This is a genomic window from Paenarthrobacter sp. 2TAF44 (genome assembly GCF_052114885.1).
Classification (GTDB): Bacteria; Actinomycetota; Actinomycetes; order Actinomycetales; family Micrococcaceae; genus Arthrobacter.
This window is the reverse complement of sequence record NZ_JBFRFP010000042.1, coordinates 18,067-29,634: the sequence shown is the minus strand read 5'-3', so window position 1 is coordinate 29,634 and position 11,568 is coordinate 18,067. Positions and strand designations below refer to the sequence as shown.

Sequence of the window (11,568 nt, the reverse complement as noted above, 5' to 3'; positions counted from 1 at the left end):
GCCATAATTTCAACCAATCAATAAAACAATCGGCATCAACAAACTTGGCACACTATTGAGTTCTCAAACAACAGACACTAACCGGCACCACCAAAACCCCTAACAGGGCCACAGGATCGCTCCGGAGCAACTTTTCAAACTTACCCGATCAACCGGAACCATGCAAATCAACGTTTCCGCGATTTTCGATCCCGCCACATCGGCCCCACCCGTTACCGGCACGCCCAAAAGCGCACCATATTCCAGGCTGTTATCAAAAGGGGTTGGCCCCCGCAGTTCCCAGCACCAGGCTGTCTCACTCGCGGCGACTCAGAAGACATTACACGCCCACCAGCCCCGACACAAATCCACCCCACACCCTCAAAAAACCCCGCAAACACAAGCCAAACAGCACCACCCAAACCCAAAACCACCCCAAAACCACCAAACAACCACCCGTGAAGCCCGTCACACCAACCAAAACCCCCACGACCCGGTCGCCAAACACCAAACCCAACCACCGCCGTCGAACATTCCGAACCCCGGCCAACCCAAAAGCCGACACAACATGAGAGAACAAACCCCCAAACACGTCCGGACGTGAAAGAAGGATGCTCAAAAACAACGACGATGTGAGAGAACAACCGAAGGGGGCGGGGGTTATCCGGCAGCGCGCGTCCAAGGGAGGAACGACCGAGCGCGCAGAGGATGACCCGCCCAAGCCACACGCCGCACCGGCACCACGGACAAGCACGCTTAAACGCAGAAAAGGCCGGCAACCATAACGGTTACCGGCCCTTTCAGAGCTTCGTGATTACCAGGAAGACTTGGTGATACCCGGGAGCTCACCGCGGTGAGCCATGTCGCGGAAGCGAACACGGGAGATACCGAACTTCTGGAAGGTGCCGCGGGGACGGCCGTCGATCTGGTCGCGGTTACGCAGACGGATCGGGGAGGCGTTGCGGGGCAGCTTCTGCAGGCCGAGGCGTGCAGCTTCGCGTGCTTCGTCAGTCGCGTTGGGGTCAACCAGGGTCTTCTTCAGTTCGAGACGCTTGGCAGCGTAACGCTCAACAATGACCTTGCGCTGCTCGTTGCGAGCAATCTTGGACTTCTTTGCCATGTGTTTAGCGCTCCTCTCGGAATTCGACGTGCTGGCGGATCTTGGGGTCGTACTTCTTCAGGACCAGACGGTCAGGATCGTTACGACGGTTCTTGCGCGTTACGTAGGTGTAACCCGTGCCCGCAGTAGACTTCAGCTTGATGATCGGACGTACGTCCTTGTCCTTTGCCATTAGAGCTTTACTCCTCGTGCCAGGATGTCGGCGACGACAGAGTCGATGCCGCGTACGTCGATTGTCTTGATGCCACGGGCTGACAGGGTCAGCGTGACGTTACGGCGCAGGGACGGAACCCAGTAGCGCTTCTTCTGAATGTTCGGGTCGAACCGACGCTTGTTGCGGCGGTGCGAGTGCGAAATGCTGTGTCCAAAGCCCGGCTCGGCCCCGGTCACTTGGCAGTGTGCTGCCATGACTCTCCTCCAAAGATTGAATGTAACGGTGTGCAGATGTTCCTGCGTTACCGTGCGACAGGCAGCGTTCGCGTCCGATCCATACCATTTCGGTAGTTTCCGCATCAAGTACGGCGAAGAAGGTTGGGCCTCAGAACCGGGCAGTGATAAACACTGGAACAGGTCCTGGGATACCGGGCGAATACAGGAATGCACGCAACTTGAGCCCCTAACTACCGGCCATCGGGATGTCAGTCAGACTGACTTCACCGCCAACCGGAGCAATTGCACACGATCCGCACTACCTAGCGCCTAACTATTCTACGGGCCAGGCCAAATTAAGACCAATCAGGAATCATAAGCCCTCACAAGCCCTTTCACAGCAGAACGAAAGGATCATTGGCGAGTCTTGGATCATGACATCGCTTCTCTCACGTGTTTCGGGTGCTGAACGGTCCTCGGCGCCGGGCCCACGGACGCAACCAGCCGCCGTCGAACCCTTTCGGGCGCAAGCCCGACGACGGCTGGCCCGGGCCGACCTTCTGGGTTTCCTCGGGTGGGTGTCACCGGTGGTCGCGGTCGCCTTGTGGCTCGCAGACGGCGGTGCAGCCGGGTTCTCCTCCTTTGCCGGAACAGCGACAGGCCTGGGAATCGTGGCTGGTTTGGTCGGCATGGATGTGGTCCTCCTCATGCTGCTCCTCGCAGCCCGGATCCCGTTGATCGACAACACAATCGGGCATGACCGTGCTCTTGAGATCCACAAATCACTGGGCAAGCCAGCCCTGTACCTGCTGCTTGCACATGGGCTCCTCATCGCGGTCGGTTATGGCGCGGCAGAAGGGCTTGACCCTGTCAGCGAGGCCGTGTCCCTGTGGGTCAACGTGCCGGATATGTGGCTTGCATTCGTCGCTATGGCGCTGTTCATCGCCGTGGTGGTGACCTCGTTGGTGGCCGTCCGTCGCAGGTTCCCTTATGAATTCTGGTACGTCGTCCATCTCCTGACGTATGCAGCCGTGGCAACGGCCATCCCCCACCAGTTCAGCGTTGGCGGACTCTTTGCCGAAGGAACCTGGCAGCGCTGGTATTGGCTGGCCATCTGCATCGCAACGGGCGCGGCGCTCCTGTTCTACAGGATTTACCAGCCACTCGCGGCGACATTCCGGCATCAGCTCACGGTCAGCCGCGTGGTCCGTGTTGCATCAGACGTCTTCAGCATCGAAATGACTGGACTGCGCCTGGACGGGCTCGCTGGTTCCGGCGGGAGATTCTTCATCTGGAGGTTCCTGGCTCCCGGGTTCTGGTGGCAGCCGCACCCCTTCAGCCTGTCCGCCGAACCCCTTCCGGCCACGGGCACTACGGCGGGCAAACTCCGTATCACGGTCCGGAACCTGGGCGACGGATCGGATCGGCTGGCCCGCCTTAGGCCCGGCACCAGAGTCGCCCTTGAAGGACCCTATGGGATGTTCAGCACCGCCGCCCGGTCCCGCAACAGGGTGGTGATGATCGGCGCCGGCATTGGCATCACTCCTCTGAGATCGCTGCTGGAATCCACCCCATTTGAGTCTGGTAATGCAACTGTTTTGCTGCGCGGACACGACGAATCAGAGCTCTTCCTTGGGCAGGAAATCATGGCCCTTTGCCAATCCCGCGGCGCAACGCTCTTCCACCTGACCGGCCCGCGCTCCGCACGCTCCAACGAATGGCTGCCCCAAGCAGCCGTTCAAGCCGGTTTCACGCTCCACTCCTATGTCCCGGACGTGGCCGAGGCTGACGTCTACGTCTGCGGCCCTGCTGGCTGGGCCGGCAAAGTGGTGCAGGATGCACAGTCGGCCGGGCTACGTCCAGAACAAATCCACTACGAAAGGTTCGACTGGTGAGAATCCGGGCAGCAATGGCAACGGCCCTGGCCTCCGCGGGCATCCTGCTCGCAGGCTGGCAAGCAGGCGCCCATGTGGCCGAAACAGGTACTTCCACCACAACAAGCCTGAGCAGCAGCCTGTCTGCAGGCGATTCGGCGGAGAACGGCAGCACCTCCACCGGGGGCGGCAGCAGCGCGGAAAGCACGACGCCGGCAACGTACGACGGCGCGTCGGTCGGGACCCGCTTCGGCACAGTCCAGGTGCAGGTGACCATCCGGAACGGCAAGATCACCGAGGTCACGCCCCTGCAGCTCACCGATGCCGAGCGGAAGTCGGCCCAGATCAGCAGCCGGGCAGCGCCGGTCTTGCGATCCGAAGTCCTGCAGGCCCAGTCAGCCAATGTACAAACAGTCAGTGGCGCGACCGTCACCAGTGAGGCTTATCTCACCTCCCTCCAGGCGGCCCTCGATGCAGCCAACTTTTAACGGCGAAAAGCTCCGTGCGCGTACCTTCCGCAGCATGGGCACTGTGGTGAGCCTGACCGTGGCGAGCGGCACGTCCGCGCAAACCGCCGTCGATGAGCTGCAGTCCGCCGTCGACGTCGTCGAAGAGATATTTGCGCAGCTCGACCTGACGTTCAGCCTTTACCGCAAAGGATCTGAGGCAAGCCGGCTGGCCCGTGGCGAACTGACGTTGGCTTATGCCTCGGAGTTAATACAGGAACTCTATGCGGAGGCCTCGGAATGGCGCGTGGACACCGAAGGTGCGTTCACGGCTGAGCGACCGGACGGCGCGTTGGATCTTTCGGGAATCGTCAAAGCCCACGCCATGCGCGAAGCTGCACTGTCCTTAGGTGCCCTCGGACTGCACGATTGGTGCCTCAACGCTGGCGGGGACGTGCTGGTGAACGGATCAGCCGGGCCCGTGGACTCTGCCTTTGAAGATCCCAACCCGTGGCTGGCGGGCATCGTTGATCCGTTCGATCGCCAGAAGCTGCTCAGTACATACCGCCTCAGCGCCTCGGCCGAAGGCGGAATGACGGCCTTGGCAACGTCTGGCTCGACTGAAAGGGGAGAACACATTTGGACCGTCGGGGCCGAACGGACGGAATTTGTTCAGGTTTCCGTCGCGGCACAGGACATCGTCACGGCCGACGTCCTGGCAACGGCAATCGTCGCCGGCGGAACACCAACTTTGGATCGTGCAGTGGAGAAATGGGGCGTCGAAGTACTCGCGGTTGGGAGGGCCGGGACTTTGCTCGCCACGCCGGGTTTCCGTAACGGCGCCTGAGCCCCGCCCATCTAGACCCGGCGGATCAGAGCCGGATACTTCGGGCTAAGCCCATCGCCCGAGGACGTTCCCCGCACACGACGCACCACCCACGGACCGGCGAATTCCCGGACCCATCGCGCATTTGCCCGGATGGCTTCGGACCTGTTCAGCGCGGGAAGCGGTGCGAGTTCGGGGACCTCAAGCACATGCTCATGCTCAAGGACGTCCAGCACACGCTTGGCCATATTGACGTGGCCCGCCGTCGACATGTGCATCCGGTCCTGCGCCCACATCCGGACGTCGTAGTACTCATCGAACCGCCAGTAATCCACCAGCAGCGCACCATGGTTCTCGGCAATTTCGCGGAGCAACTCGTTATAAATCGCGGTCCGGCCACGCATCGTGCTGAAAACCTTGGAACCGCGGGCGTCAAAGCCTGTGAAGAGCACAACAGTGGCACCCGTCGCGCTTAACTTGGAGATGCCGGCGTCGTAATCCTCCAAAAGCGAATCAATATCGATCTTGGGCCGCAGGATGTCGTTGGCACCGGCGTACATCGTCACCAACGTGGGCTTTAATGCGACCGCCGCGTCCACTTGTTCGGCCATGATTTGGCGGAGCTTCCTGCCGCGGATGGCGAGGTTGGCATAGCCGAAGTCCTCGTTGCTGTGGGCCAACTGCCGGGCAACGACGTCGGCCCATCCTCGGACGCCGTTGGGGCGGGTTGGGTCGTCGTCGCCAACGCCCTCAGTGAAGGAATCCCCTAAGGCAACATAACGGGCAGAAAAATCCATGCCGCCAGTCTGCCATTAGCCGACCGTTTGGGTAAAAAGCTACGACTCGCGCAGGATCCAGTGGTTATTGTCCAGCCGGGAGACGATTTTCTCGCCGATGCGCGCGAGGTCCGCGACGTCGTCGGGCGAGAGTGAATCGAGCATCAGCGCCCGCACGGACTCAACGTGACCGGGAGCGAGGGCCACAATGGTGGACATGCCGGCCTCGGTCAGGTGGGCAACGGTGACCCGCGCGTCGCCCGGGTGCGCCTGGCGTTCCACCCAGCCGCGCTTCTGGAGTTTGGTGACCACGTGCGACAGCCGCGATAGCGACGCGCTGGTCCGGGCCGCGAGCTCGCTCATGGGCAGGTACCGGCCCTCGGTTTCCGATAGCATCGCCAACACGTTGTAGTCGAACAGCGACAATTTCCCGGCAGACTGGAGCTGCGTATCCAACGCCGACGGAAGCAAGGTATTGATGCTCAGGAGGGCCAACCAGGCACGGCGTTCGTCGGCATTAAGCCAGCGGGGTTCAGTCATGGATCCATCTTAGGAGAATTAGCCGGTTGGCCCGGCCTTGCTGCAGCCGCAAACGGTAGGCTGACGGAATGTTCGTTGTTGCCCTGACCTACAAAGTTCCGGACGAAATCGCCGATTTCCACCGTCCAGGCCACATGGCCTGGCTTAAGGAAGCGTTCGACGCCGGCGTGTTCCTTGCGTCGGGACGTCGCGTTCCAGCCACGGGGGGCGTGTTGCTCTCCAAAGCTGACCGGGCAACGCTGGATGACTCACTGGCCAAAGACCCGTTCTACAGCAACGGCGTGGCCGAGTTCGAGATCATCGAATTTACCGCGACCACTGTGGCCGAGGGCTACGAGAACCTGCTGGACAACTGAGCCCTGCTGGGCAGCTTCACTGCGCGGCCTGCTGGTTTTCGACCAGTTTCTTCAGCCCACCCTTCCGTGGGACCTTCACGGGCTGGGGCCACCGCGGATTCAGGGAGTCCCCCAGCGTGACGCCGCGGAGTTTGCGACCAAAAAGCGGCAGCACCCAGTCGTTCACCCAGCGCCGCTGCCTGCGTTCCCATTCGCGCATGGTCATTCTTTGGGGTGGGTCCCATTGCTTCGGAGAAATCTTGTGCGGGACGTTCAGATGGTCCAGGACTTGTGCGGCGAGAAACTTGTGGCCGGCCTTGGACATGTGGAGCCGGTCCGGGGCCCACATGCGTGAGTCTTTGTAGGCGTCGAAGCACCAGTAATCCACCAAGATTGCCCCATATTTTGCAGCAACATCACGGACCTTTTGGTTGTACATGGTGTTGCGCTTCTTGAATGGTTCCAGGACGGCTGAGACCTTCACGTCAAAGCCGGTAAAGAGGACCACCGTAGCTCCCGTTTCGCTCAGGCGCGCGACAAGCAACTCGTAGTCGTTAAGGAGCGCGTCCATGTCCGTGCCAAAGTCCAGGATGTCATTGCCGCCGGCATACAACGTGATGAGTGTTGGCTCCATGGCCAGTGCGGGCTCGAGCTGTTCATCGATGATGTGTCGGAGCCTCTTGCTGCGCACTGCGAGATTCGCGTACTCCCAGCCCGGCTGCGCTTTGGCCAATTTCTCGGCGACCCGGTCTGCCCACCCGCGAACCCCATTGGGCAGCACCTTGCTTGGGTCCCCCACGCCCTCGGTGAAGGAATCCCCAAGGGCGACGTACCGCCGTCGTCCGCTGTGCCCAGCCGCGTAAACATCCCGCATCCAGCCGACGCTACCTACCCCCGGTTACACCCCAACCAACCCCAAGTGAACAGGACGAACGGGATATGAGAGAACATCCCCCAAAAACGGGGGGGAAGTGAAAGAAGATCCCCCAAAAACCCGCGGGAAGTGAGAGAGCATCGGAAGGGCGACGTGCCCGCAAGGCCGCAGCGGCAGTTTTGTGTAGGAGAGCATCGAGGCCGCTTGGCGGGGATCCGGCAGCGTGCGTCAAAGCGACGAAGGAGCAGCACGCCGAGGATGCCCGCCAAGCGGCCGTACCCAAGTGGCCCAACCCAGCCACGGATCCAGCCGGCAACTGGAAAACGTTTAGCCCTCTGCCTTGCCCCGTCGCCAGTAGCCCATGAAAGCAACCTGCTTCCGATCAATTCCAACGTCCCGAACCAAGTACCGCCGCATTTCCTTGATGACGAATGCTTCCCCGGCGATCCAGGCGTAGAAGGGCAGCGCACCGGCAGGCAAAGTGGGGTTCTTGGTGGCTTCGATGGCTGCGGCGTCCATGCGTTGCGGGGTCTCCCAGAGGATATCTTGGTCCACGTTGACGTCTTCGGGCTCGGGTCCGGCGGCGGTGCCGGGGCCCTTGATGCCTACCCATCCCGGAACGGGAACGGCCTTGGCGACCGCTTCCTTGAGGAGTTCGCCGTGGGGGCGTGAGCGTCCGATGGCTGCTCCACGGGCAAGCCAGGTTATTTCGATGTCGGCTTCGGTGGAGATGTCTTGGAAGTCGCCTGCTTCGGCTACTTCGAGGAAAGCGTGGCCGGTCATGTCGGCGGGCAAGCTTTCCAGGATGGCGCTAATGGCAGGGACGGCGGTTTCGTCGCCGGCCAGGAGCACGCGCTGGGCCAAACCCGGACGCCATTCGATGCCGCCGTAGGCTCCGGCTGTGGTGCACTGCGCAGCCCGATTGTTGGGGCCAATGATGGTCAGGGCGTCACCCGGCTTCGCAGCCAGCGCCCAGTTGGCTGCGGGTCCGCCGTTGCCTGCGTCGTCAAAGTGCATGACAAAGTCGATGTCGATTTCGGGGTACACGGCGTCGAGTCGCTCAGCCCTGACCGTGTACGTGCGCATGTCACCGCGGATGGACGGGTCCATGGCCAGCCATTCCTGGTACCACCCGGCTTCTTCCATCTTGAACGGAGGCAGTGGAATGACGTTGCCGTCCGCGTCGCATGAAGGAATCATCAGCTTCACGCGCAGGTCCAAAGTGTCCCCTGCAACGCCGAAGCCGCGGAGTGAGTAGCCTCCAAACGTGATCCGGCGGAAGTTTGGGCTCAAGTCCTGCACGGCCGAGACGGTGACGTCGAAGGCGAGGGTCATCGGTTCCACGGCGGCGCTCGCTTGGGTCCGTGTTGGTTGGGCACTCATGAGGCGATCTCCAGTTCGTTGGTTGAAACGGGCTGTGCATGGTGGCGTCCGATGGGGACAATGAGCGGTGTTCCCGAGATGGGGTCGGGAACCACACGGGATTCCAGGCCAAAGACGTCGTAGACCAGTTGCTCGGTCACTACAACGGGTGCGGGTCCTTCGGCCACGATGCATCCGCCTTTCATGGCGATGACGTGGTCGGCGTAGCGCGCGGCGAGGTTGAGGTCGTGGAGCACGATCGCCACGGTGGTTCCGCGGCTGCGGTTGAGGTCCGTAACGAGGTCCAACACTTCAACCTGGTGCGCAAGGTCCAGGTACGTGGTTGGCTCGTCAAGCAGCAGCACGTCGGTTTCCTGCGCAAGGGCCATGGCAATCCAGACGCGCTGGCGCTGGCCACCGGACAGTTCGTCGACGCTCCGCTCTGCGAGTTCCAGCGTGGAGGTGGCGTCGAGCGCGCGCTGCACAGCGGCGTCGTCGGCTGCGCTCCAGGTGCGGAAGAAGCCTTGGTGCGGGTAGCGACCGCGGCCCACGAGGTCGCGCACGCTAATACCGTCCGGGGCAGTGGGGTGCTGCGGGAGGAGGCCAAGGGTGCGCGCGAGTTCGCGGGCGGGTCGGGAGTGGATGTCCTTGCCGTCGAGGGTGACGGCACCGCCGGCGGGCTTGAGCAGCCGCGACAGTCCTCGAAGCAGCGTGGACTTACCGCAGGCATTTGCGCCCACGATCATGGTGACTTTGCCCTCGGGGATCTCGGTGGTGAGACCCTCAACCACCTTGCGCTGCTCATATTGAAGTGTCAGGTCCTTGGCATTAAGGACGGCCATGTCAGGCTTCCTTTCGATTCGAGGTGACCAGGAGCCACAGCAGGAAGGGTGCACCGAGGACGCCTGTGATGACGCCGACCGGGAGGACGGTTCCGTCGAGGATGACGGGGGCGATGTTGGAGGCGAAGAAATCTGCGGCCAACACGATCAGCGCACCGGTGAAGGCCGACGCCGGGAGGCTGGGTTTGCGGACAATACGACGTGCAATTGGCCCGGCCAGGAAAGCGACGAACGCTACAGGACCAGCAGCAGCGGTGGCAACGGCGGCAAGCCCGACGGCGGTCAACACCAGTCCCAGCCTGGTGGCGTTGACTCTGATGCCCAGACCGGCGGCTGCATCGTCACCGAGTTCGAGGATGCGCAGCGGGCCGGCCAGGATGATGACGGCCGGAACCAGGACCAGCAAGGACACTGCGAGGACGCCTGCCTTGTCCCACGTGGCGGAGTTCAGGGAACCGTTAAGCCAGACGAGGACGTCCGCCGCGGTACGGATGTCCGCACGGGTCATAAGAAAGTTGACCACTGCGTGCAGTGCCGCGGCGATACCAACGCCAGCCAGGATGAGGCGGTTGCCGGCAGCATTGCCGCGGCTGCCTCCGCTTGCCCCGGAGCCGCCGCGGGAAATCGCGTAGATGATGGCAGCAACACCCAGCGCGCCGCCAAGAGCTGCCCAGGAAACGACGGCCCCGGAAGCACCAAAGATCACGATGGCCGTCACGGCTGCAGCACTGGCGCCGTAACTGATACCAATGACGTCCGGGCTCGCCAGGGGGTTCCGCAGCATGGTCTGGAACAGTGCGCCCGCCAGGCCAAAGGCCACGCCGATCAGCGTTCCGACGGTAGCGCGCGGCAGCTTGTGCTCCATCACGATGAAGCTGGCTCCTGGAATTTTCTCGCCCCCTGTCAGGTGGTTGATGACGATGGTGAAGAAATCAGGAATGGTGACGGTGTAGCTGCCCAGGAGAACGTACACGCTGAACATCACCACGAGGGCGAGGCCCAGAAAAAGGGTGGGGCTGAGCACGCGCCGAAGTGACATTTGATGTCCATGTTTGTGGGAATCATTGGTGTTAAGTGCCAACTCGGTGGGGAGTTTGTGAACGGTGGTCACAGCCCGGCCCCCTTTCCGCGGCGGATGAGCCAAACAAAGACCGGCGCCCCCACGAGCGCGGTCATGATGCCGGCGGGAACTTCTCCCGGAAGCAGGACCACGCGGCCGATCACATCGGCGATGATCAGCAGGATGGGCGCCGAGATCGTGGAGAACGGCAGGATCCAGCGGTAGTCCGGACCAGTGAGCGAGCGAACAGCGTGCGGAATCACCAGGCCGAGGAAGCCAATGGGTCCAGCCAGCGCAGTAGCGGATCCGCATAGCAAGACGATCCCCAGGCCAATGATTCCGCGGGACAGGGCCACATTCTGGCCAAGTCCACGGGCGATGTCGTCACCCAACGCGAGGCTGTTCAAGATGCGGCCACTGGCCAGGACGATCACGGCGCCGACGGCCAGGAAGGGAAGTGCGGGCAACAGGACGGACCAATCGCGTCCGCCAATGCTTCCCACCTGCCAGAACCGGAATCGGTCCAAAGTGTCCTGACTTGAAACCAGGATGACGTTCATCAGCGAGAACAAGCCCGCGCTCAGCGCCGCACCCGCGAGGGCGAGCTTGACCGGCGTCGCGCCGTCACGGCCCCTGGATGCGATCGCGTAAACGACGACGGCGGCCGCTGCGGCGCCGATGAAGGCGAACCAAATGTAGCCGGTCAGCGAACCGACGCCGAAAACATAGATGCCCACGACAAGCGCAAGGGCCGCACCCGCGTTGATTCCCAGGATGCCGGGATCAGCCAGTGGGTTGCGGGCCACTCCTTGCATTGCCGCTCCGGCCAAGCCCAGGGCGGCGCCTGCCAGGAGACCCAATACTGTTCGGGGAATCCGTGCGATGACCACTGCGTGGTCGCCGCTGTCTGGATTGAAGTTGGTGATAGCTTCCCAAATGGTGGTCAGGGGAAGTCCGCGCGCGCCGATTGCCAAGGATGCTGCGCACGCAGCGACGAGTACGACGACGGCGACCACCAGCCAGGCACTCCGCCCTCCTGTCACGTTGGGACGGGTTCCCCCTCCCCCGGCATTGCTCCGGGGGTCGCTACCTCGTTGGTTAGCCGGTACAGAAGTGCCGCCAACCTGCCCCACGGAAGCCGCCGCCGTCGTACTCAATTTCATTG

At 62.2% G+C, this 11,568-nt stretch carries 14 protein-coding genes; 4 read left to right on the top strand and 10 right to left on the bottom strand.

The window, feature by feature from the left end; genetic code table 11:
- Positions 1–793 precede the first annotated feature (793 nt).
- The 3 genes from rpsN to rpmB are packed head-to-tail and all read right to left on the bottom strand — an operon-like array spanning position 794 to position 1,507.
- A complete protein-coding gene (rpsN, locus tag AB4Z15_RS24355) occupies positions 794–1,099 on the bottom strand; it encodes a 30S ribosomal protein S14 (protein WP_216927432.1) in 306 nt (101 codons plus the stop codon).
- Positions 1,100–1,103: 4 nt separating this feature from the next.
- Positions 1,104–1,271, bottom strand: coding sequence for a 50S ribosomal protein L33 (gene rpmG / locus AB4Z15_RS24350; RefSeq protein ID WP_003798558.1), 168 nt, complete (start codon positions 1,269–1,271; stop codon positions 1,104–1,106).
- Positions 1,271–1,507: a 50S ribosomal protein L28 gene (gene rpmB, locus AB4Z15_RS24345; RefSeq protein WP_011776361.1), complete on the bottom strand. Its 237-nt coding sequence runs from the start codon at positions 1,505–1,507 to the stop codon at positions 1,271–1,273. Before rpmB ends, rpmG begins: the two co-directional genes overlap by 1 nt.
- A gap of 395 nt (positions 1,508–1,902) precedes the next feature.
- On the opposite strand from rpmB, the gene AB4Z15_RS24340 reads away from it, so the two are divergent.
- Genes AB4Z15_RS24340 through AB4Z15_RS24330 form a run of 3 tightly spaced genes read left to right on the top strand, consistent with a single transcriptional unit; the run spans position 1,903 to position 4,635 of the window.
- Positions 1,903–3,363, top strand: coding sequence for a ferredoxin reductase family protein (locus AB4Z15_RS24340; protein ID WP_442019308.1), 1,461 nt, complete (start codon positions 1,903–1,905; stop codon positions 3,361–3,363).
- A gap of 14 nt (positions 3,364–3,377) precedes the next feature.
- Entirely contained in the window at positions 3,378–3,830 is a 453-nt protein-coding gene (locus tag AB4Z15_RS24335; protein WP_442019307.1) for an FMN-binding protein, read from the top strand.
- A complete protein-coding gene (locus AB4Z15_RS24330) occupies positions 3,814–4,635 on the top strand; it encodes an FAD:protein FMN transferase (RefSeq protein ID WP_442019306.1) in 822 nt (273 codons plus the stop codon). Before AB4Z15_RS24335 ends, AB4Z15_RS24330 begins: the two co-directional genes overlap by 17 nt.
- An 11-nt stretch (positions 4,636–4,646) precedes the next feature.
- Here the strand turns inward: AB4Z15_RS24330 and AB4Z15_RS24325 are convergent, their stop codons facing one another.
- Together AB4Z15_RS24325 and AB4Z15_RS24320 are read right to left on the bottom strand one after the other, a co-directional pair.
- Positions 4,647–5,411: an SGNH/GDSL hydrolase family protein gene (locus tag AB4Z15_RS24325; protein WP_442019305.1), complete on the bottom strand. Its 765-nt coding sequence runs from the start codon at positions 5,409–5,411 to the stop codon at positions 4,647–4,649.
- A 39-nt stretch (positions 5,412–5,450) separates the two neighbouring features.
- Positions 5,451–5,930, bottom strand: a complete 480-nt coding sequence (locus AB4Z15_RS24320) for a MarR family winged helix-turn-helix transcriptional regulator (RefSeq protein ID WP_216927438.1) — start codon at positions 5,928–5,930, stop codon at positions 5,451–5,453.
- Between the two features lie 68 nt (positions 5,931–5,998).
- Here AB4Z15_RS24320 and AB4Z15_RS24315 point away from each other — a divergent pair, with 68 nt between their 5' ends.
- Positions 5,999–6,286, top strand: coding sequence for a YciI family protein (locus AB4Z15_RS24315; protein WP_442019304.1), 288 nt, complete (start codon positions 5,999–6,001; stop codon positions 6,284–6,286).
- A 16-nt stretch (positions 6,287–6,302) separates the two neighbouring features.
- Here AB4Z15_RS24315 and AB4Z15_RS24310 read toward each other — a convergent pair whose 3' ends face one another.
- The 5 genes from AB4Z15_RS24310 to AB4Z15_RS24290 all read right to left on the bottom strand — a co-directional run bounded on the left by AB4Z15_RS24310 (position 6,303) and on the right by AB4Z15_RS24290 (position 11,566).
- Positions 6,303–7,139, bottom strand: coding sequence for an SGNH/GDSL hydrolase family protein (locus AB4Z15_RS24310; protein WP_442019303.1), 837 nt, complete (start codon positions 7,137–7,139; stop codon positions 6,303–6,305).
- A 327-nt stretch (positions 7,140–7,466) separates the two neighbouring features.
- On the bottom strand, positions 7,467–8,522 hold the full coding sequence (locus tag AB4Z15_RS24305; protein WP_442019302.1) for a siderophore-interacting protein: 1,056 nt from the start codon (positions 8,520–8,522) through the stop codon (positions 7,467–7,469).
- A complete protein-coding gene (locus AB4Z15_RS24300) occupies positions 8,519–9,343 on the bottom strand; it encodes an ABC transporter ATP-binding protein (protein ID WP_442019301.1) in 825 nt (274 codons plus the stop codon). The genes AB4Z15_RS24305 and AB4Z15_RS24300 overlap by 4 nt, the downstream gene beginning before the upstream one ends.
- A gap of 1 nt (position 9,344) precedes the next feature.
- Positions 9,345–10,454 (bottom strand): FecCD family ABC transporter permease, encoded by a 1,110-nt coding sequence (locus AB4Z15_RS24295; RefSeq protein ID WP_442019300.1) that lies wholly within the window; start codon positions 10,452–10,454, stop codon positions 9,345–9,347.
- Positions 10,451–11,566: a FecCD family ABC transporter permease gene (locus tag AB4Z15_RS24290; protein ID WP_442006773.1), complete on the bottom strand. Its 1,116-nt coding sequence runs from the start codon at positions 11,564–11,566 to the stop codon at positions 10,451–10,453. The genes AB4Z15_RS24295 and AB4Z15_RS24290 overlap by 4 nt, the downstream gene beginning before the upstream one ends.
- Positions 11,567–11,568 lie beyond the last annotated feature (2 nt).